General features: G+C 61.0%; 17 protein-coding genes. 9 read left to right on the plus strand and 8 right to left on the minus strand.

Annotated features, from left to right (window positions below):
• The first annotated feature begins 53 nt into the window (after nucleotides 1-53).
• Together WFM45_RS22630 and WFM45_RS22635 are read left to right on the plus strand one after the other, a co-directional pair.
• Complete coding sequence (locus WFM45_RS22630; RefSeq protein WP_004930730.1) at nucleotides 54-317, plus strand: FitA-like ribbon-helix-helix domain-containing protein; 264 nt, start codon at nucleotides 54-56, stop codon at nucleotides 315-317.
• Nucleotides 314-793, plus strand: a complete 480-nt coding sequence (locus tag WFM45_RS22635) for a type II toxin-antitoxin system VapC family toxin (protein ID WP_004930733.1) — start codon at nucleotides 314-316, stop codon at nucleotides 791-793. The genes WFM45_RS22630 and WFM45_RS22635 overlap by 4 nt, the downstream gene beginning before the upstream one ends.
• Before the next feature lie 32 nt (nucleotides 794-825).
• Here the strand turns inward: WFM45_RS22635 and envZ are convergent, their stop codons facing one another.
• The 4 genes from envZ to cbpA form a co-directional block, all read right to left on the minus strand.
• On the minus strand, nucleotides 826-2,196 hold the full coding sequence (envZ, locus tag WFM45_RS22640; protein ID WP_031300055.1) for a two-component system sensor histidine kinase EnvZ: 1,371 nt from the start codon (nucleotides 2,194-2,196) through the stop codon (nucleotides 826-828).
• On the minus strand, nucleotides 2,193-2,912 hold the full coding sequence (gene ompR, locus WFM45_RS22645; protein WP_004709363.1) for an osmolarity response regulator transcription factor OmpR: 720 nt from the start codon (nucleotides 2,910-2,912) through the stop codon (nucleotides 2,193-2,195). Before ompR ends, envZ begins: the two co-directional genes overlap by 4 nt.
• 256 nt (nucleotides 2,913-3,168) lie before the next feature.
• The gene (locus WFM45_RS22650; RefSeq protein WP_004930739.1) at nucleotides 3,169-3,474 is read right to left on the minus strand and encodes a chaperone modulator CbpM; all 306 of its coding nucleotides are present in this window, start codon (nucleotides 3,472-3,474) and stop codon (nucleotides 3,169-3,171) included.
• Nucleotides 3,475-3,479: 5 nt separating this feature from the next.
• Nucleotides 3,480-4,442 (minus strand): curved DNA-binding protein, encoded by a 963-nt coding sequence (cbpA, locus tag WFM45_RS22655; RefSeq protein ID WP_015379312.1) that lies wholly within the window; start codon nucleotides 4,440-4,442, stop codon nucleotides 3,480-3,482.
• A 229-nt stretch (nucleotides 4,443-4,671) separates the two neighbouring features.
• Between cbpA and greB the strand changes: the two genes are divergently transcribed.
• The 5 genes from greB to WFM45_RS22680 all read left to right on the plus strand — a co-directional run bounded on the left by greB (nucleotide 4,672) and on the right by WFM45_RS22680 (nucleotide 11,093).
• Nucleotides 4,672-5,145, plus strand: coding sequence for a transcription elongation factor GreB (gene greB, locus WFM45_RS22660; RefSeq protein ID WP_004930745.1), 474 nt, complete (start codon nucleotides 4,672-4,674; stop codon nucleotides 5,143-5,145).
• A 157-nt stretch (nucleotides 5,146-5,302) separates the two neighbouring features.
• Entirely contained in the window at nucleotides 5,303-7,636 is a 2,334-nt protein-coding gene (locus WFM45_RS22665) for a Tex family protein (protein WP_021504764.1), read from the plus strand.
• A 606-nt stretch (nucleotides 7,637-8,242) separates the two neighbouring features.
• On the plus strand, nucleotides 8,243-8,467 hold the full coding sequence (gene feoA, locus WFM45_RS22670; RefSeq protein ID WP_004930752.1) for a ferrous iron transporter A: 225 nt from the start codon (nucleotides 8,243-8,245) through the stop codon (nucleotides 8,465-8,467).
• Between the two features lie 71 nt (nucleotides 8,468-8,538).
• Nucleotides 8,539-10,854 carry a Fe(2+) transporter permease subunit FeoB gene (gene feoB, locus WFM45_RS22675; RefSeq protein ID WP_336957314.1) on the plus strand — a complete coding sequence of 772 codons (2,316 nt, stop codon included), beginning with the start codon at nucleotides 8,539-8,541 and terminating at the stop codon, nucleotides 10,852-10,854.
• Complete coding sequence (locus WFM45_RS22680; protein ID WP_004930758.1) at nucleotides 10,854-11,093, plus strand: FeoC-like transcriptional regulator; 240 nt, start codon at nucleotides 10,854-10,856, stop codon at nucleotides 11,091-11,093. The genes feoB and WFM45_RS22680 overlap by 1 nt, the downstream gene beginning before the upstream one ends.
• 44 nt (nucleotides 11,094-11,137) lie before the next feature.
• On the opposite strand, the gene WFM45_RS22685 is transcribed toward WFM45_RS22680, so the two are convergent.
• Entirely contained in the window at nucleotides 11,138-11,422 is a 285-nt protein-coding gene (locus tag WFM45_RS22685; RefSeq protein ID WP_004930765.1) for a YdgH/BhsA/McbA-like domain containing protein, read from the minus strand.
• A gap of 270 nt (nucleotides 11,423-11,692) precedes the next feature.
• Entirely contained in the window at nucleotides 11,693-12,463 is a 771-nt protein-coding gene (bioH, locus tag WFM45_RS22690) for a pimeloyl-ACP methyl ester esterase BioH (RefSeq protein WP_021504761.1), read from the minus strand.
• A 40-nt stretch (nucleotides 12,464-12,503) separates the two neighbouring features.
• Here bioH and gntX point away from each other — a divergent pair, with 40 nt between their 5' ends.
• Nucleotides 12,504-13,187 carry a DNA utilization protein GntX gene (gene gntX, locus WFM45_RS22695; RefSeq protein ID WP_033631903.1) on the plus strand — a complete coding sequence of 228 codons (684 nt, stop codon included), beginning with the start codon at nucleotides 12,504-12,506 and terminating at the stop codon, nucleotides 13,185-13,187.
• A gap of 58 nt (nucleotides 13,188-13,245) precedes the next feature.
• The gene (gene nfuA, locus WFM45_RS22700; protein ID WP_004930777.1) at nucleotides 13,246-13,821 is read left to right on the plus strand and encodes a Fe-S biogenesis protein NfuA; all 576 of its coding nucleotides are present in this window, start codon (nucleotides 13,246-13,248) and stop codon (nucleotides 13,819-13,821) included.
• Between the two features lie 69 nt (nucleotides 13,822-13,890).
• Here nfuA and malQ read toward each other — a convergent pair whose 3' ends face one another.
• On the minus strand, nucleotides 13,891-15,981 hold the full coding sequence (gene malQ, locus WFM45_RS22705; protein ID WP_336957317.1) for a 4-alpha-glucanotransferase: 2,091 nt from the start codon (nucleotides 15,979-15,981) through the stop codon (nucleotides 13,891-13,893).
• A gap of 9 nt (nucleotides 15,982-15,990) precedes the next feature.
• Nucleotides 15,991-18,396, minus strand: coding sequence for a maltodextrin phosphorylase (gene malP / locus WFM45_RS22710; protein WP_336957319.1), 2,406 nt, complete (start codon nucleotides 18,394-18,396; stop codon nucleotides 15,991-15,993).
• Nucleotides 18,397-18,723: the final 327 nt, after the last annotated feature.

An 18,723-nucleotide genomic window follows, 5' to 3' on the forward strand; every position in this document is an offset into this window, starting at 1 on the left:
CAGCAAGGCGAGAAAATAAGTCAATGCAATCATTGATAGCAAAGGAGGTTTCAATGGCGACTATCACCGTCAGAAATCTGGACGACGAAATCAAAGAGCTGCTGCGTATCTCAGCGGCGAAAAACGGCCACTCCATGGAAGAGGAAGCGCGCATGATCCTGAAACAGGCGCTGGTGAAAAAGCCGCCGCGCTATGGATTGGGTACCTGGATGCATCAGCACTTCGCCGAATTCGGCGGCGTTGAGCTGGAGATCCCACCGCGTGACGCCGTGCCGCCACGCATCGTCACCTTTGATGATGAAGATGACAACGCATGATCATTATCGACACCAACGTCATTTCAGAAACGCTGCGTCCCAGCCCGTACTACAACGTCATTAACTGGTTAAATGAAAAGGACAATGACGAGCTCTATCTCAGCGCCATTGTCCTCGCCGAACTGTTCAGCGGCGTGGCCTGCATGCCTGACGGCAAGCGCCAGCGGGATCTCAAGCTGAAATTGGCGGACGCCATTGAATTGAAGTTCGAGGGGCAGATATTACCGTTTGATGGGCTGTGCGCGATGCAATACGCGGAATTGACGGCAAGGAATCGGCTGCTGGGTAAAGCGATGAGCATGCCGGATACCCAAATCGCCGCCACCTGCCTGCATTACGGCGCCGCCCTGGCCACCCGCAATACTAAAGACTTCCTCCACTGCGGCATCGAGTTAATCGATCCGTGGCAGGCGCCGACCGGCCGTCGGTTGCATGAAGATGCGGCGGAATACTACGTGATGAGCAGAAAGTCCTGACGGGGCCGCAGCGGCGCGGCCCACACCAGAGGTCAGGCGTTTTCCCTGGCCGTTTGATGGCCGTTGGTCGACTCTTTTTTCTCCATCGGCAACGGAATATACGCGCGGATCAACAGCCCGCCGCGCTCGCTGGTGCCGATATCCAGTTCGCCGTCATGCGCGTCGATAATGCGCTGCACGATCGCCAGCCCCAGACCGGTGCCGCTGGTGCTGCGCGCGCTGTCACCGCGTACGAACGGCTGCAACAGGTGCTTCAACTCATCCGGCTTGATGCCCGGTCCGTCATCTTCCACCTGGAACCAACCGCGCTGCAGCTCACGGCCGCTGCTGACCTTGATCCAGCCGTTGCCGTAACGCGCCGCGTTCACCACCATATTCACCGCCGCCCGCTTAATCGACAGCGGATGCACATTCATCATCAGCTCGCCCGGCGACAGCGCGGTTTCAATCACCCGCTCATAGCCGCTCTCGGCCGCGACCACTTCGCCTAAAATGGCGTTCAGATCGCTGCTTTCGGTCGGCATTTCCTGCCCGGTGCGCAGATAATCGATGAACTGCTCGATGATGGCGTTGCACTCTTCGATGTCTTTATTGATCGACTCGGCCAGATAGCCGTCTTCGGCGCTCATCATCTCCGTCGCCAGCCGGATGCGCGTCAACGGCGTGCGCAGGTCGTGGCTGACCCCGGCCATCAGCAACGTGCGGTCATCCGCCAGCTGTTTGACGCCCGACGCCATCTGATTGAATGCGCGAGTCACCGACCGCACTTCGGAAGCGCCATACTCGCGCAGCGGCGGCGGAATAATGCCCTTGCCCACCTGCAGCGCCGCATGTTCCAGCTCCACCAGCGGGCGGTTTTGAATACGAATAAACAGCCAGGCGCCGCCGATCGCCAGCAGCATGATCGCCAGCGTATAGCGGAACAGCGGTGAGAAGTCGCCCTGGTGGATTTCCGTCAGCGGCACGCGCACCCAGATATCGGGCTGCAGCCAGGTTTTCAGCCACACCACCGGGGAGTTCTTGTTCACCTCCACCCGCACATCGGTCGGCCCGCCGAGCTGCTGCGCCATCTGCTGGCTGAGGAACTGGTAGTGCTGCGCCCAGCGCAGGCCGCTCTCCTCCGCCGCCGAGTTGGTATAGAGAGAGATGCCCAGTTCGCGGTAGATCTCACGGCGGAACGCCGGCGGCACTTCCAGCAACGTGCCGTCCTCCAGCTGCAGCCGATCGGTCATCAGCATACGCACTTCGTAGGCCAATACCTTGTTGAACTGCTGCAGGCTGGGCAGGATGGCGAAGTTCAGCACCACCAGGTAGGTCGTCACCAGGCTGACGAACAGCAAGGTGACGATCAACAACAGGGTTCGGGCAAACGAGCTACGCGGTGAAAAGCGCAATCGCCTCATGCCTTGCTGCCGTCCGGTACGAAGACATAGCCGAGACCCCACACGGTCTGGATATAACGCGGATGCGCCGGATCTTCTTCAACCATGCGGCGCAGGCGAGAGATCTGCACATCAATGGAGCGTTCCATGGCGCTGTATTCGCGGCCACGCGCCAGGTTCATCAGCTTATCGCGCGACAGCGGTTCACGCGGGTGGCTGACCAGCGCCTTCAGTACCGCGAACTCGCCGCTGGTCAACGGCATCGGTTCGTCTTCGCGGAACATCTCGCGCGTGCCGAGGTTCAGTTTGAATTTGCCGAACGCGATCACCGCCTCTTCCTGCGAAGGCGCGCCCGGCAGTTCGTTCGCCTGGCGGCGCAGCACCGCGCGGATACGAGCCAACAGCTCACGCGGGTTGAACGGTTTAGGAATGTAGTCGTCGGCGCCGATTTCCAGCCCCACGATGCGATCGACCTCTTCGCCTTTGGCGGTGACCATAATGATTGGCATCGGGTTGCTCTGGCTGCGCAGGCGGCGGCAGATGGACAGGCCGTCTTCGCCCGGCAACATCAGATCGAGCACCATCAAATGGAAGGATTCACGAGTCAGCAAGCGATCCATTTGCTCAGCGTTGGCAACGCTGCGAACCTGGAAGCCCTGCTCGGTTAAATAACGTTCTAAAAGCGCGCGCAGGCGCATGTCATCATCGACAACCAGGATCTTATGATTCTCTTGCATGGTATTACTCCCAAAGGCTTTATTGCCTGACTCGAATATTGTTAGAAAACCTTGCCATTTGAGACAGCGTTTAATGGTATGTATTCTAGACGAAATTGTTACAAAGCTTATTCTTTTCCCCATTTATCAACAATTTTCAGTGAATGTCGACGGGGGTTCGTTAAAATTTCGCCCTTTATCGGCGCAATGTGGGGTGACGGCCCAATTTTGCACAATTTCGCCACCGGGAAGCGCCCGGTGGCGTTTAGCTGTCGGATCAGGAAGTCTGCAGGAAACGCGCCAGCTGCCGGCGCAACTGCCGGTTCTCTTGCTGCAGCGCATCAACCCGGTCGAGCAGCGTTAGCGCCATGGCGATCCCCGGCCAATCCAGATCCAGCTCGGCACGCAGCCTGCGCGCGCGCTGCAGGTGGCTCAGCGCCGGATAATCGAACTCCCAGCGCGGCTGCGCCGGCTCCAGCGGCACGATAACGCCCAGGCCGACGATCTCGACCAGCTCGTCCTCTGAAATCTCCACCCGCTGGCACAGTTCCACCACGGTGAATGTGATCTCTTTTTTCATCATCTGCTTTACTCCCATTCCGCGCGCGGGTTGAACGCCGCCTGTTCAGCCAGCTCTCGCCACAGGGCGCTGGCCTTCTCGTTCGGCTTCGGCGGCATCACCACCTTGAGAATGACATACAGATCGCCGGGCTCTTTCTTGCCCGCCAGCCCTTTGCCCTTGACCCGCAGCCGTTTGCCGCTCTGGCTGCCGGCCGGCACGGTCAACGCGATTTTGCCGGTCAGCGTCGGCACCTCGATGCTGGCGCCGAGCGCCGCTTCCCACGGAGCGAGCGGCGCCACGATGCTCAGGTTGTGGCCGTCGATCTCGAACAGCGGGTGCGGCGCAAGGCGGATGACCAGATACAGGTCGCCGTTCTGGCCGCCGCCCACGCCGGCAACGCCCTGCCCCTTGAGGCGAATGCGCTCGCCGTCGCCCACGCCGGCCGGAATTTTCACGTTCAGCGTCTTGCTGGCTTCGCTTACCTGCCGCCCCAGTTCGTCGTACACCGGCAGCGTGTAGGAGATCTCGCGGCTTTGACCATGCAGCGTTTCCTCGAGGAACAGCGGCACCTCCATCTCCAGATCCTGGCCGCGGAAGCCATGCCCGCCGTGCGAGTGCGAAGCAGAGCGATGCCCGCCCGCCGCCCGCCCGCCGAACATGCTTTCGAAGAAATCGGAGAAGTCTTGCGCGTCGGCGCCGCCGCCGTGCCATGAAGCGCTCTGCTGATAGCCGCCGCGATCGCCGCGCGCCTGGCGGCCAAAGTTCGGATCGTTGCGGTGCAGCCGGATCTGATCGTACTCGGCGCGGCGCTCCTCGTCCTTCAGCACCTCATAGGCTTCGGCCACTTCCTTGAACTTGCTTTCGGCATCGTCTTCAGTGCTCACGTCAGGGTGATATTTACGCGCCAGCCGACGGTAGGCCGTTTTGATGGTTTTCAGATCGGCGTTGGGCTCAACGCCCATCGTGGCGTAGTAATCTTTAAATTCCATGCGGTAATACCTTCAATGTGTTGGGTTGTGCGCCAAAATTCCTTGTCTCTCTCGCCAGATATCCTCCTTTCGTCACATTCCTTTTCCGCTACGCTAAGCATACTCCCGATCGTTAAAAGCTGCGCAAACTGAATAAAAACCGTGCGACAAGGCACAGGCCCGCGCGCCATTTCTAAAGCCCCCCGCATTCACGTACACTGTGGCGGTGGCCCCATAAAGATAAATCACGATGAGAACTCAACTGATAACCCGTGAAGGGTATGACAAGCTCAAACAAGAGCTGGATTACCTCTGGCGCGAAGAACGCCCCGAGGTGACCAAGAAAGTGACCTGGGCCGCCAGCCTGGGCGACAGAAGCGAAAACGCCGATTACCAGTACAACAAGAAGCGGCTGCGCGAGATCGATCGCCGCGTCCGCTATCTGACCAAATGCCTGGAGCAGTTGAAGATCGTCGATTATTCACCGCAGCAGGAAGGCAAAGTGTTCTTCGGCGCCTGGGTCGAGGTGGAGAACGAAGACGGCGAAACCAAACGCTTTCGCATCGTCGGTTACGACGAGATTTTCGGCCGCAAGGATTACATCTCCATCGATGCGCCGATGGCGCGCGCCCTGCTGAAAAAAGAGGTCGGGGACGTCGCCACCGTCAATACCCCGCTGGGCGAGGCGCAGTGGTACGTTAACGAGATAAACTACCCGAAGTAAGCTTTCAGCTTTTTCCTAACCGCCGCCAACGCCGCCGTCTGCGCTGTTCTCCATGCCGCGGCCGCGCGGCGGCGGCCCGCTTCGCTGGCATTTTCCCCGATCAATCCGTATAACTGTCCCCTGTTTATTCACCGATCTCAATACAGATACCAGACCTATGAATGACCCACTGAGCCGCATTATTGCAACAGAACTGCAGGCCCGGCCGGAGCAAGTCGACTCCGCCATCCGTCTGCTGGATGAAGGTAATACCGTGCCCTTTATTGCACGCTATCGTAAGGAAGTCACCGGGGGCCTGGACGACACCCAACTGCGCCAGCTGGAAACCCGCCTGGGTTATCTGCGTGAACTGGAAGATCGTCGCCAGACCATCCTGAAGTCGATCGATGAACAGGGCAAACTGACTGAACAATTGGCGGGGGCGATCAACGCCACGCTGAGCAAGACCGAACTCGAAGACCTCTACCTGCCGTACAAACCGAAGCGCCGCACCCGTGGCCAGATCGCCATCGAAGCCGGCCTGGAACCGCTGGCGGATACGCTGTGGCAGGATCCGCAACAGCAGCCGGAACAACTGGCTGAACGCTACGTCGACGCCGACAAGGGCGTGGCGGACGTGAAAGCCGCCCTCGACGGCGCGCGCTATATCCTGATGGAGCGCTTCGCCGAAGACGCCGCGCTGTTGGCCAAGGTGCGCGACTACCTGTGGAAAAACGCCCATCTGGTGTCCAAAGTGGTCGAAGGCAAGGAAGAAGAAGGCGCCAAGTTCCGCGACTATTTTGATCACCACGAACCGATTTCTCAGGTGCCTTCACACCGCGCGCTGGCGATGTTCCGCGGCCGCAACGAAGGCGTGCTGCAGCTGGCGCTGAACGCCGATCCGCAGTTTGAGGAAGCGCCGCGCGAAAGCCAGGCGGAGCTGATCATCATCAATCACCTCAACCTGCGCCTGAACAACGCCCCGGCCGACGCCTGGCGCAAGGCGGTGGTTAACTGGACCTGGCGCATCAAGGTGTTGCTGCACCTGGAAACCGAGCTGATGGGCACGGTGCGCGAGCGCGCGGAAGATGAAGCAATCAACGTTTTCGCCCGCAATATGCATGATCTGCTGATGGCCGCGCCGGCCGGCATGCGCGCCACCATGGGCCTCGATCCGGGCCTGCGCACCGGGGTGAAAGTCGCCGTGGTCGACGCGACCGGCAAACTGGTCGCCACCGACACCGTCTACCCGCACACCGGGCAAGCGGCGAAAGCCGCCGCCATCGTCGCGGCGCTGTGCATCAAACACAACGTGGAGCTGGTGGCCATCGGCAACGGCACCGCTTCACGTGAAACCGAGCGCTTCTATCTCGACCTGCAAAAGCAGTTCGGCGAAGTCCGGGCGCAAAAAGTGATCGTCAGCGAAGCGGGCGCGTCGGTGTATTCCGCGTCTGAACTGGCGGCGCAGGAATTCCCGGATCTCGACGTATCGCTGCGCGGCGCGGTGTCCATCGCTCGCCGCCTGCAGGATCCGCTGGCGGAGCTGGTGAAGATCGACCCGAAATCCATCGGCGTCGGCCAGTATCAGCACGACGTCAGCCAGAGCCAGCTGGCGAAGAAACTGGACTCGGTGGTGGAAGACTGCGTAAACGCCGTCGGCGTCGATCTGAACACCGCGTCGGTGCCGTTGCTGACCCGCGTGGCCGGCCTGACGCGCATGATGGCGCAGAACATCGTCAACTGGCGCGACGAGAACGGCCGCTTCAGCAACCGTGAACAGCTGCTGAAGGTCAGCCGTCTGGGGCCGAAGGCCTTCGAACAGTGCGCCGGCTTCCTGCGCATCAACCACGGCGACAACCCGCTGGATGCTTCTACCGTTCACCCGGAAGCCTATCCGGTGGTGCAACGCATCCTGGCCGCCACCGAGCAGGCGCTGCAGGATCTGATGGGCAACGCCTCCGCAGTGCGCAGCCTGAAAGCGGTTGATTTCACCGACGACAAGTTCGGCGTGCCGACGGTCACCGACATTCTGAAAGAGCTGGAGAAGCCGGGCCGCGATCCGCGTCCGGAGTTCAAAACCGCCACCTTCGCCGAAGGCGTGGAAACCCTCAACGATCTGCAGCCGGGCATGATCCTGGAAGGCTCGGTGACCAACGTCACCAACTTCGGCGCCTTCGTGGATATCGGCGTGCATCAGGACGGCCTGGTGCACATCTCCTCGCTGGCGGACAAATTCGTCGAAGATCCGCACACTGTGGTGAAGGCCGGCGACATCGTCAAAGTGAAGGTGATGGAAGTCGATCTGCAGCGTAAACGCATTGCGCTGAGCATGCGCCTGGATGAGCAACCGGGCGAGGGTTCACCGCGTCGCGGCGGCAACGCGCCTGCCCAGACGCGCGACAATGCCAACCGTTCGGCAGGCGGCAACAAGGCCAAACCGCGCAACGCGGCGCCGGCCGGCAACAGCGCCATGGGCGACGCGCTGGCGGCGGCATTCGGCAAGAAACGCTAAGTCGGAACCGACAGGGCGGAGCCTGCTCCGCCCTTTCCGATGAATAAAACTTGCGGCATTTCTTGACCCGCCTCAATAAACCGTTATCTTTTTATTTCCCGTTCCTGCGTGACCGCGCTCCCATTATTCAGGCAACAAAAATTCCTTCTGCAGCCATTTATTAACAACTTTGTTAACACGCATTTTTCATCTCGCCAATTGTGAGAGAAACACAAATGGTTACCGCTCGCATTACGGCGGAATAATGTTATCGAATTGCTTTTCAGCGGAAATAAATAAAGGGAAAAAACCCTCGATATTTGCAAACGAGAAAACTCGGCTACAAATACGCAACTGATTTAACTCGCCATTCTCATTTGTTCCCCATCGCAAGCGGTGGTAAAACGTCATTAATCAAGACGACACAACCAAAAACTGTCGACGCCATAATAATTGGTTACAATACCCCTATCTTTTGTATTGAATGCGATAATGATAATTACTATTATTTGCGCTCACTTTATTGCATGACCTTATGGATGAATACCGCCGACGGCGTGGCATTTTCGCCGGCAACGTCCAATTATCATCAGCCCGATGTTCATCGGCACCCGGAAGGTTAATCACATGCAGCTTCAACCTAAACACACATATAAGATTGTCGGCTTTTCCGGTGAAATTGCGCCGGCCTACCGCCAGAAACTGTTATCGCTCGGCATGCTGCCCGGCTCTTCGTTCGACGTGGTGCGCGTCGCGCCGCTGGGCGATCCGATAGAAATAAAAACTCGCCGCGTCAGCCTGGTGCTGCGCAGGAAGGATCTGGCGCTGCTGCAGCTCGACGGCCAGTCCTGAACCGGCGCACCTCCATTTGCCGACGCGCCCTTGCGCCGGCGCGGCTCTCCTTGAAGACGACACGCAGAACTATGAAAAAACTCACCATCGGCTTAATCGGTAACCCGAACTCCGGCAAAACCACGCTGTTCAACCAGCTGACCGGCGCACGCCAACGGGTCGGCAACTGGGCGGGCGTGACGGTCGAACGCAAAGAAGGCCATTTCACTACCCCGCAGTCCGACGTGCGGCTGGTCGATTTGCCCGGCACCTACTCCCTGACCACCATTTCAGAGCAAACCTCGCTCGATGAGCAGATCGCCTGCCACTACATTTTGAGCGGCGACGCCGATCTGCTGATCAACGTGGTCGACGCCTCCAACCTGGAGCGCAATCTCTACCTGACGCTGCAGCTGCTGGAGCTGGGCATTCCCTGCATCGTGGCGCTGAACATGCTCGACATCGCCAAAAGCCAGCATATCGATATCGACGTCGCCGCGCTGTCGGCACGCCTCGGCTGCCCGGTAGTGCCGATGATCTCCACTCGCGCCGACGGTATCGGCGTGCTGAAACAGATGATCGACAATCATCGCCTCAACGAACAGCAGGCGCAGGTGAACTACCCGCCGTTGCTGCTGAAAGCGGTCGCCACGCTGAGCGATGCCATGCCGCAAACGCTGCCGGCGGTGCAACGCCGCTGGCTGGCATTGCAGATGCTGGAAGGCGACATCTACAGCCACCGGCTGGCCGGTCCCGCCGTCGCGCTGTTGCCTGCGACCATTCAGGCGTTGCAACAGCAGCAGCAAGAAGACCCGGCGCTGGTGATCGCCGACGCGCGCTACCAGTCTATCGCCACCCTGAGCGACGCGGTCAGCAACTCGCAGCAGGCGATGCCCAACCGCCTGACCGACATGCTGGATAAAGTGATCCTCAACCGCTGGCTGGGCGTACCGATCTTCCTGTTGGTGATGTACCTGATGTTCCTGCTGGCGATCAACATCGGCGGCGCGCTGCAGCCGATCTTCGATATCGGCTCGGCGGCGATCTTCATTCAGGGCATTCAGTGGCTCGGCTACACCCTGCACTTCCCCGACTGGCTGACCGTTTTCCTGGCGCAGGGCGTCGGCGGCGGCATCAACACCGTGCTGCCGCTGGTGCCGCAGATCGGCATGATGTACCTGTTCCTGTCGTTCCTGGAAGACTCCGGCTACATGGCGCGTGCGGCGTTCGTGATGGATCGCCTGATGCAGGCGCTCGGGCTGCCGGGCAAATCCTTTGTGCCGCTGATCGTCGGTTTCGGCTGCAACGTGCCGTCCATCATGGGCGCCCGTACGCTGGACGCCCAACGCGAGCGCCTGATCACCATCATGATGGCGCCGTTCATGTCCTGCGGCGCCCGGCTGGCGATCTTCGCGGTGTTCGCCGCCGCCTTCTTTGGCCAGGACGGCGCAGGGGTGGTGTTCTCGCTGTACATGCTCGGCATCGCGGTGGCGATCCTCACCGGCCTGGTACTCAAATACACCCTCATGCGCGGCGAAGCCTCGCCGTTCGTGATGGAGCTGCCGGTTTACCACGTGCCGCACCTGAAAAGCCTGCTGCTGCAAACCTGGCAGCGGTTGAAAGGGTTCGTGTTGCGCGCCGGTAAGGTGATCGTGGTGGCCAGCATATTCATCGGCGGCCTGAACAGCTTCTCGTTCAGCGGCAAAACGGTCGACAACATCAACGACTCCGCGCTGGCCACGGTTTCCAAGGTGCTGACGCCGTTGCTGCAGCCGATGGGCGTCCACCGCGATAACTGGCAGGCCACCGTCGGCCTGGTGACCGGCGCGATGGCGAAAGAAGTGGTGGTCGGCACGCTGAATACGCTGTATACCGCCGAGCACATCAACAAAGAGGCGTTCGACGCCGCCAACTTCAACCTGCTCGATGAGCTGGGCGGCGCGCTGCAGGAAACCTGGGACGGCCTGAAAAACACCTTCAGCCTGAGCGTGCTGTCCAACCCGATCGAAGCCAGCAAGGGCGACGGCGAGATGGGCGTCGGCTCGATGGGCGTGATGAGCAGCAAATTCGGCTCCGGCATCTCCGCCTACAGCTATCTGATCTTCGTGCTGCTGTATGTGCCCTGCGTCTCGGTGATGGGCGCCATCGCCCGCGAATCAAGCCGCGGCTGGATGACATTCTCCATCCTGTGGGGGCTGAATGTGGCCTACTCGCTGGCGACGCTGTTCTACCAAGCGGCGACCTTCAACCAACACCCGCAGTACAGCCTGACGGCGATCCTGGCGGTGGTGCTGGTGAATCTGCTGGTGCTGTTCGGCCTGCGCCGGGCGCGCAGCCGCGTCACGGTGCGCCTGGGCAACGCCACGCCGGCGGCCTGTTGTCAGGGCGCCAAAGGGAGCTGTCACTGATGGCCGGGCTGCTGCAGGTGCGCGATGCGCTGGCGCTGCGCGGCAGCGCCCAGGCGCAGCAGCTCAGCCAATCGCTGGCGACGCCGCTGCCGCTGGTGCAGGCGATGCTGGATCGTTTGACGGCGATGGGGAAAGTGGAGCGCATCGAACAGGATGATGGCGCCTGTTTGAGCGGCGGCTGCAAAAGCTGCCCGCAGGGCCAGGGGTGCAGCACGGTGTTCTACCGACTGAAAGCCTGAAGATAAGGGGCGCCAATGACGGGCGCCCCATTACCGTTCAAGGCTTATTGTTTGTCTTTGTAAACTTCGGCGATGGCGCTGAATTTACCGTGTTCGCGGCCTGCCAGGATCACGTAGTATTGACCGCCCTTTTCGTCAGCCAGTTTGGACAGCTCTTCCTTGGCGTCCATCGGTGATGTGGTTTCCGCCGTCGTGGTGACGGTGCCGATCTTCTCGTATTTACCCGGGTTCTTATCCAGATCTTCCTTGGTCAGCAGGGTTGCCGCCATGGAGCCGAAAGACACCGAACCCAGCACTGCCGCTGCAATAATCATCTTCAATGATTTCATGACACTAACCTCTCAATGGATAATTTATCTGTTATGAAAGCCGTCAAAAATCCATGCGTAGTACCGCAGGCTGCCGCGACATCCTCAGGCCTCGTTGCTTTCCCTGACGGGGCCCGTTTCCCAGAGACGAAACGCCAAAATGAAAAGCGCCGCACGCGGTCTTTTCATTTTGCAGCCAACGCATTGACTCACTAAGTATTGAACAGCTTTGTCTTTTATCCACCCGGCGGCGTTTTTTTTCGCGCTCTATCGTGCGTTTTCCCGCTGCATTCAATGTGCTGCAATAAACGCTTCGATCATCGTCACAAATTCATCGGGATGAGAGATAAACGGCGCATGGGCGGCTTTGGCCACGATCTGCGACGCAGAATTCGGCCAGGCGGCATCGAGCAGCTCGGCGACCTTGCGCGGCACTAACCCGTCCAGATAACCGTAGATCCGCAGCAGCGGCAAATTCAACTCCGCCAGCGGCGCGCGCAGATCGGCGGTGCGCAGGATCTCCAGCCCGCCGTTCAACACCTCGACGCTCGGCGTCGGCTGGTTAAGCACCACCGCTTTCAGCTGGCGCGCATCCTGACGCGCGCTCTCGGTACCCAGCGTTTGCAGCGCCAGAAAGCGCTCGACGGTGCGCTGGAAATCCAGGCTCAGCTGATGCTGGAAACCGCTCAGCACGTCCGGGCGGATCCCCGGCCATGCATCACGAGCGGCAAAACACGGCGAGGAGGCCACGGTGATAAGCCCCTTGACCCGCCCGGGCTGCATCAGCGCCGCCTGGCTGGCCACCAGCCCGCCGAGCGACCAGCCAAGCCACCAGGCCTGCGGCGGGGCGGCCGCCAGCACGATATCCGTCATCTGCTCCAGCGACAGGGCGCCGAACCCCTGGCTGCGGCCGTATCCCGGCAGATCGACCAGATGCAGGCGAAAATGCGGCGTCAGTCGCGCCTGGATGCAACTCCACACTTCGGCGTTCAATCCCCAGCCGTGCAGCAGCACAAGATCGCGTTCGCCTTCGCCTATTGTTTGCCAGTACAGCGCTGTCATTGGTTACTGTCCTTTCATGCTTATCCGTGTCGGAGGCCCTATGCTATCAATCCGCAGCCGCTGTTGGCTATGCCGACAGCCGTTGCGCCTGGTGCGTCATGGCATCTGCAGTTGCTGCCTGCGCCATCTGCCGGTCAACCCTCCGTGTTGCCCGCGCTGCGGATTGCCCGCCGGCGAGACGCAAATGCCCTGCGGCCGCTGCCTGCAACGGCCGCCGCCCTGGCAGCGGCTGGTGTTCGTCGGCGACTACGTTGCGCCGCTCAGCCAACTGGTAAAAAGGTTCAAGTTCCACCGCGCGCCCGAGCTGGCGCCGACGCTGGCGCGCCTGATGCTGCTGCGGTGGCAGCAGGCGCGAAGAGAGCAGTATCTGAACAGACCCGACCTGATTTTAGCGGTACCCTTGCATGCATCACGCTGCTGGCGCCGTGGCTATAATCAGAGCGATCTGCTGGCCCGGCCGCTGGCGCGCTGGCTGGGCTGCGCCTATCGGCCCGCCGCCTTGCGCCGGGTGCGCAAAACCGCCCTGCAACAGCGGCTGAGCGCCTCTGCCCGCAGACGCAATCTGCAGCGCGCGTTCGCCTGTACCGTGCCGGTCGCCGGCCGGCATATCGCCCTGGTGGATGACGTGGTGACCACCGGCAGCACCGTCGCGGCGATCGCGGCGCTGCTGCGGCGGCAAGGCGCCGCTTCGGTGCAGATATGGTGCGTTTGCCGCACGTTGTAGTGCCACGGCAATGGGCGTATTATAACCGACTATAGAAGTCAACTATTGAGCTAATGCTATGATCCGTATAACAGATGCTGCACAGGAACACTTTGCCAAACTGCTGGCAAATCAAGAAGAAGGCACCCAAATCCGCGTATTCGTGATCAACCCGGGCACGCCGACGGCCGAATGCGGTGTCTCTTATTGCCCGCCGGACGCGGTAGAAGCGACGGATACCGAACTGAAGTTCGACAAACTGTCCGCCTATGTCGATGAGCTGAGCGCGCCGTATCTGGAAGACGCCGAAATCGACTTCGTGACCGACCAGTTGGGTTCTCAGCTGACGCTGAAGGCGCCGAACGCCAAGATGCGCAAGGTCGATGACGACGCGCCGCTGATGGAGCGCGTGGAATACGTGCTGCAGTCGCAGATCAACCCGCAGCTGGCGGGTCACGGCGGCCGCGTAACGCTGATGGAGATCACCGACGACAACATGGCTATTCTGCAGTTCGGCGGCGGTTGCAACGGCTGTTCGATGGTGGACGTCACGCTGAAAGAAGGCATCGAGAAAGAGCTGCTGCAGAAATTCCCGGAGCTGAAGGGCGTGCGTGATTTGACCGAGCACCAGCGCGGCGAGCACTCCTACTATTGATACCCGGCGTTCGCGCCACGGTAGATAACATAATGCCGGAAGGGGGAACCCGTTCCGGCATTGTCGTTTTCAGCCCACCGACACCTTGCGGCGCCGCTTGTCCAAATCCTTCAGTAAGCGGTTTATGTGCGGGTCGGCAAACATCTCCTCCAGCGTCTGGGTCAGCTTGCGCCGCCAGTTAGGGTATTGATCGCTGGTGCCGGGAATGTTGACCGGATCCGCCATATCCAGCCAGTCTTCCGGCTGCAGGCCGAGCAGGGCGCTGGCGCTGTCGGCGACATAGCGCTGCAGGCCGCGGTTGAGCAGCGGGCTCATGCCGAGCAGCGCCGCCTTCTTGCCTACCTTCTGCGGCACGCAGCCATAGCGATGCAATCCGTCCAGCAACCCCTGTTTGGCGCGTTCCCGATCGGCGAACAGCGCTCGCAGGATCTCCGCGTCCGGGTAAAGGCCCAGCCGATTGCCGAGCGTCAGATCGTCGCTTTGCCAGTAGCCGCGCAGCGTCGGCAGATCGTGGGTGGTGATGGTCGCCATCGCCTGCACCGGATAGGCCTGCGGCGCGCGGAAATGGTGCTCGCCGTCGCTTTCGAAATAGAGCACTTTGTAGGAGTAGACGCCGCTGTCGCGCAGCTTGCCGACGATCTCCACCGGCACCGTGCCGAGATCCTCGCCGATCACCATGCAACGGTGGCGCTGGCTTTCCAGCGCCAGCACCGCCAGCAGATCGTCCACCGGGTATTTGACATAGGCGCCGCGATCGGCGGTTTCGCCATACGGGATCCACCACAGCCGCAGCAGCGCCATGACGTGATCGATGCGCAGCGCGCCGCAGCTGGTCATGTTGGCACGCAAAAGATCGATGAACGGCTGATACCCGCGCGCCGCCATCACGTGCGGATCCATCGGCGGCAGGCCCCAGTTTTGCCCCAGCGGCCCCAGAATATCCGGCGGCGCCCCGACCGACGCGTTCAGGCAGTACAGCTCGCGGTCACACCAGGTTTCCGCCCCGCCTTCCGCCACCCCGACCGCCAGATCGCGATACAGGCCAATCGGCATCTGCTGCAGCCTGCTCTGGTCAAAACACTGCGCGAACTGCGTGCCCGCCAGCCATTGCAGCCACAGGTAAAAGCGGACCGCGTCCTGATGTTCGGCGCAGAACTGCCACACCGCGTCGCTCTGCCCCTGCCGATAGCGCTCGGGCCAGGCCGGCCAGCCCCACTGGCTGGCGTCTTTGGCCGCCAGATGGGCATGCAGCGCATCAAACGCCGCCTGCTGATACAGGCTGTCGCCCCCCTCAGCCACGAACTGCTCGAACGCCTGACGCTGCGCGTCGTTCGGCTGGCGCGCCTGAAACAGCGGGAACGCCAGCTTCAGCGCCGCCAGCTTCAGCTGCATCACGGCGGTGTAGTCCACCCACTCCGCGGCGCGCGCCTTGGCCAGCTGCTTCTGCGTCGCCGGCTTCTGCCACCAGCGCTGCGCCGCGTCGCTGCGCTGGAAATCCTCCACCGCGTTGACGTCGATATACGCCAGATTCAACCAGCGGCGCGATGAGGGGCTGTAAGGGCTGGCGCTCTCCGGGTTGGCCGGATACAGCGCATGGATCGGATTGAGGCCGACGAAGGCACCGCCGCGTTCCCCCACCTGCTCCACCATCAGGCGCAGATCGCCGAAATCGCCGATGCCCCAGTTGCGATCGGAACGCAGCGTATACAGCTGAACGCAGGCACCCCACAGCTTCTTGCCGGTCAGCAAGGCGTCCGGCTCGAAGCAGCGTCTCGGCGCGACGATCACTCGGCATGGCCACTGCTGCTCGCCCTGGCTCAGCATCAATTGGTGGTACCCCATCGGCAGATCGCCGGGCAGCGTCAGGGTCTTACGCGCGCCGACGCGCCCCTGCAGGCATTCGCCGTCTTCACGCTGCAGCGCCCACAGGTACTCGCCTTCACCCGCCGGGGTCAACGCCAGCGGCGCGCCCTGATAGAACACCTTGACCGCCGGTAACGGCGGCGGCGCGCTTTCCCGCTCGGCAGCGCCCCAGTTCATGGCCGCCAACAGCTTGCGCTTGGTCTCCGGTTCAATCGCCTGCCGCTTGCCGTGGGCATTGATAAAATCGGCAGCGATCCCCGCCTGCGCTGCCGCCTGATCGATACGCTTGCGATCCATTCGCTCTCCTTAACGTTTGGCTTGCCAGATACGCTGCTGATAATCGCGGATCGAGCGATCCGAGCTGAACATGCCGACGCGCGCGGTGTTAAGGATAGTCCGCCGCGTCCATTCGTCCCGATCGCGATACAGCTCGTCGACCCGGCGCTGCGCCTGGCAGTACGAGGCAAAGTCCGCCAGCACCAGGTAGGGATCGCCGCCTTCCAGCAGGCTGTGCAGCATCATGTCGAACGCGTGCTTGTCGCCGTGGCTGAAGGCACCGCTCGCCAGCTCGTCCAGAATCGCCTTCAGGTGCTTGTCTTTCTTGCGGTAGCTGAGCGGATCGTAACCCTTCGCCACTATCGCCTTCACCTGCTCCACGGTATTGCCGAAGATAAAGATATTGTCTTCGCCCACCTGCTCGGCGATTTCGACGTTGGCGCCGTCCAGCGTGCCGACCGTCAGCGCGCCGTTCAACGCCAGCTTCATGTTGCCGGTGCCGGAAGCCTCTTTGCCGGCGGTGGAGATCTGTTCGGAGATATCCGCCGCCGGGATCATCAATTCGGCCACCGACACACGGTAGTCAGGGATGAACGCCACTTTCAGGCGATCCTTCACCAGCGGATCGTTGTTGATCTTCTCGGCCGCCTGGTTAATGGCGTAGATGATGTTCTTCGCCAGGTAGTAACCCGGCGCCGCCTTGGCGCCGAACAGGAACACGCGCGGCACGATGTCCAGGTTCGGGTTGTCGCGCAGCTGGCGATACAGCGACAGGATGTGCAGCAGATTCAGGTGCTGGCGTTTGTACTCGTGCAGGCGTTTGATCTGCACGTCGAAGATCGCGTCCGGGTCGAGCGTCAACCCCATCACGCCGTGCACGTACTGAGCCAGCGCCACCTTGTTGTCGCGTTTGATCTGCTGATAACGCTGGCGGAACGCCGCGTCGTCAGCGAATTTCTCCAGCCCGCGCAGCGCGTCGAGATCGTTCGCCCACTCCACCTTCAGCGTCTCATCGATCAGACCCGACAGCGCCGGGTTGCACTGTTTGAGCCAGCGGCGCGGCGTGATGCCGTTGGTGACGTTATGGAATTTATTCGGCCACAGCTGGTGGTATTCCGGGAACAGATCTTTCACCACCAGATCCGAATGCAGCTGCGCCACGCCGTTGACCGCAAAGCCGCTGACCACGCACAGGTTGGCCATGCGCACCTGCTTGTTGTGGTGCACCGCCAGTTTGGCCCACACCGCCTTGTCGCCCGGCCAGTGCTTATCCACCAATTTTTTAAACCTGGCGTTGATTTGTTTGATGATGGAGAAATGGCGCGGCAGCAGGCTGCGCACCAATTTTTCATCCCAGCATTCCAGCGCTTCCGGCATCAGGGTGTGGTTGGTATAGGCGAAGGTGTTGCTGGTGATCGCCCAGGCCGCCTCCCACTCCAGCTGGTGCTCGTCCAGCAGAATGCGCAGCATTTCCGGAATGGCGATGGTCGGGTGGGTGTCGTTCAGCTGGATCACTTCGTACTTCGGCAGCTCTTCAATCTTGCGGCCGGCCTGATGGTGCTTGCGCAAAATGTCCGCCACCGAGCAGGCGCACTGGAAATACTGCTGCATCAGGCGCAGGCGCTTGCCGGCCTGATGGTTGTCGTTCGGGTAAAGCACCTTGGTCAGCTTGTCGGCTTCTACGCCCTGCTTCTCCGCCTGCAGGAACTTGCCGTCGTTGAAATCGCTCAGGTTGAACGGATGCTGATGGGTCGCCTGCCACAGGCGCAGCGGCTGCGCCACGCCGTTGCGATACCCCAGCACCGGCAAATCCCAGGCTTCGCCGCGCAGGGTGAAGGCGGGGCGCCACAGTTCTCGGCCGTCGGCCTGCTTTTCCAGCTTGCCGCCGATGCCCACGTCCACCGCCAGCGCGGCGTTGTGACGGAACCACGGATAGCTCTCGCGTTGCCAGTTATCCGGCGCCTCTTGCTGTTGCCCATCGCGGAACGACTGACGGAACAGCCCGTACTGGTAGTTCAGCCCATAGCCGGTGGCCGGTTGTTCCACCGTCGCCATCGAGTCGAGGAAACAGGCCGCCAGCCGCCCCAACCCGCCGTTGCCCAGCGCCGGATCGGTTTCCTGCTCCAGCAGATCCGCCAGCTTGACGTTTTGCTCGGCCAGCGCCTGCTCGACGGTGTCGTACCAGCCCAGGTTGATCAGGTTGTTCGCCGTCAGCCGACCGATCAGAAACTCCATCGAGATGTAGTTCACGTGACGCAGCGGTTTGGCGCTTTTGCGCGGCGCCGGCTGTGCGGCCAACTGCTCGGCCAGCGCCGCACTGACGGCTTCCCACCATTGATGTTGCGTCATTTGCTGCGCGGAACTGAGGCCGAACTGTTGCCACTGACGGGCGAGCGCCGCCAGAAAAGCATCCTTCTTGAGCGTAGGCTGTGACATAAGGAAAACTCTCTATCCAGTAAGTGGGTCAAATTGCCGCTATCGTGCCGGTGAGAAAGCCTGACGGCATCATCCCGCCTGGGGATTAGCTGGGGAGGAGGATTGGGGCGTAGCTGGAATTGTGATCTCAGGCACTGTTTGACTCCCTTGCAACGATGCAAAAAAGCCCGCCAACGCGTGCGGCGAGCACTGAGAACGTTAACCCTGACGTTAGCACAAGTATTCGCGCTGCTGAAGTTTTGTCCATGGCCGGAAATGCGATCCGCCACCGTATCGCCGCACGCCGGCGCCAAACGTAAAAAAGTGTGATCGATAGCAACTTAACTC

It is taken from the genome of Serratia sp. KG1D, assembly GCF_037150675.1.
GTDB classification, from domain to species: domain Bacteria; phylum Pseudomonadota; class Gammaproteobacteria; order Enterobacterales; family Enterobacteriaceae; genus Serratia; species Serratia nematodiphila.

Excerpts from the sequence above, each read along its gene's own strand:
- WFM45_RS22635 (WP_004930733.1), top strand. The coding sequence starts at position 314 with ATGATCATTATCGACACCAACGTCATTTCAGAAACGCTGCGTCCCAGC.
- greB (WP_004930745.1), top strand. The coding sequence starts at position 4,672 with ATGAGAACTCAACTGATAACCCGTGAAGGGTATGACAAGCTCAAACAA.
- bioH (WP_021504761.1), bottom strand. The coding sequence starts at position 12,463 with ATGACAGCGCTGTACTGGCAAACAATAGGCGAAGGCGAACGCGATCTT.
- feoA (WP_004930752.1), top strand. The coding sequence starts at position 8,243 with ATGCAGCTTCAACCTAAACACACATATAAGATTGTCGGCTTTTCCGGT.
- WFM45_RS22630 (WP_004930730.1), top strand. The coding sequence starts at position 54 with ATGGCGACTATCACCGTCAGAAATCTGGACGACGAAATCAAAGAGCTG.
- WFM45_RS22685 (WP_004930765.1), bottom strand. The coding sequence starts at position 11,422 with ATGAAATCATTGAAGATGATTATTGCAGCGGCAGTGCTGGGTTCGGTG.
- envZ (WP_031300055.1), bottom strand. The coding sequence starts at position 2,196 with ATGAGGCGATTGCGCTTTTCACCGCGTAGCTCGTTTGCCCGAACCCTG.
- ompR (WP_004709363.1), bottom strand. The coding sequence starts at position 2,912 with ATGCAAGAGAATCATAAGATCCTGGTTGTCGATGATGACATGCGCCTG.
- WFM45_RS22650 (WP_004930739.1), bottom strand. The coding sequence starts at position 3,474 with ATGATGAAAAAAGAGATCACATTCACCGTGGTGGAACTGTGCCAGCGG.
- WFM45_RS22665 (WP_021504764.1), top strand. The coding sequence starts at position 5,303 with ATGAATGACCCACTGAGCCGCATTATTGCAACAGAACTGCAGGCCCGG.
- malP (WP_336957319.1), bottom strand. The coding sequence starts at position 18,396 with ATGTCACAGCCTACGCTCAAGAAGGATGCTTTTCTGGCGGCGCTCGCC.
- cbpA (WP_015379312.1), bottom strand. The coding sequence starts at position 4,442 with ATGGAATTTAAAGATTACTACGCCACGATGGGCGTTGAGCCCAACGCC.
- malQ (WP_336957317.1), bottom strand. The coding sequence starts at position 15,981 with ATGGATCGCAAGCGTATCGATCAGGCGGCAGCGCAGGCGGGGATCGCT.
- feoB (WP_336957314.1), top strand. The coding sequence starts at position 8,539 with ATGAAAAAACTCACCATCGGCTTAATCGGTAACCCGAACTCCGGCAAA.
- WFM45_RS22680 (WP_004930758.1), top strand. The coding sequence starts at position 10,854 with ATGGCCGGGCTGCTGCAGGTGCGCGATGCGCTGGCGCTGCGCGGCAGC.
- nfuA (WP_004930777.1), top strand. The coding sequence starts at position 13,246 with ATGATCCGTATAACAGATGCTGCACAGGAACACTTTGCCAAACTGCTG.
- gntX (WP_033631903.1), top strand. The coding sequence starts at position 12,504 with ATGCTATCAATCCGCAGCCGCTGTTGGCTATGCCGACAGCCGTTGCGC.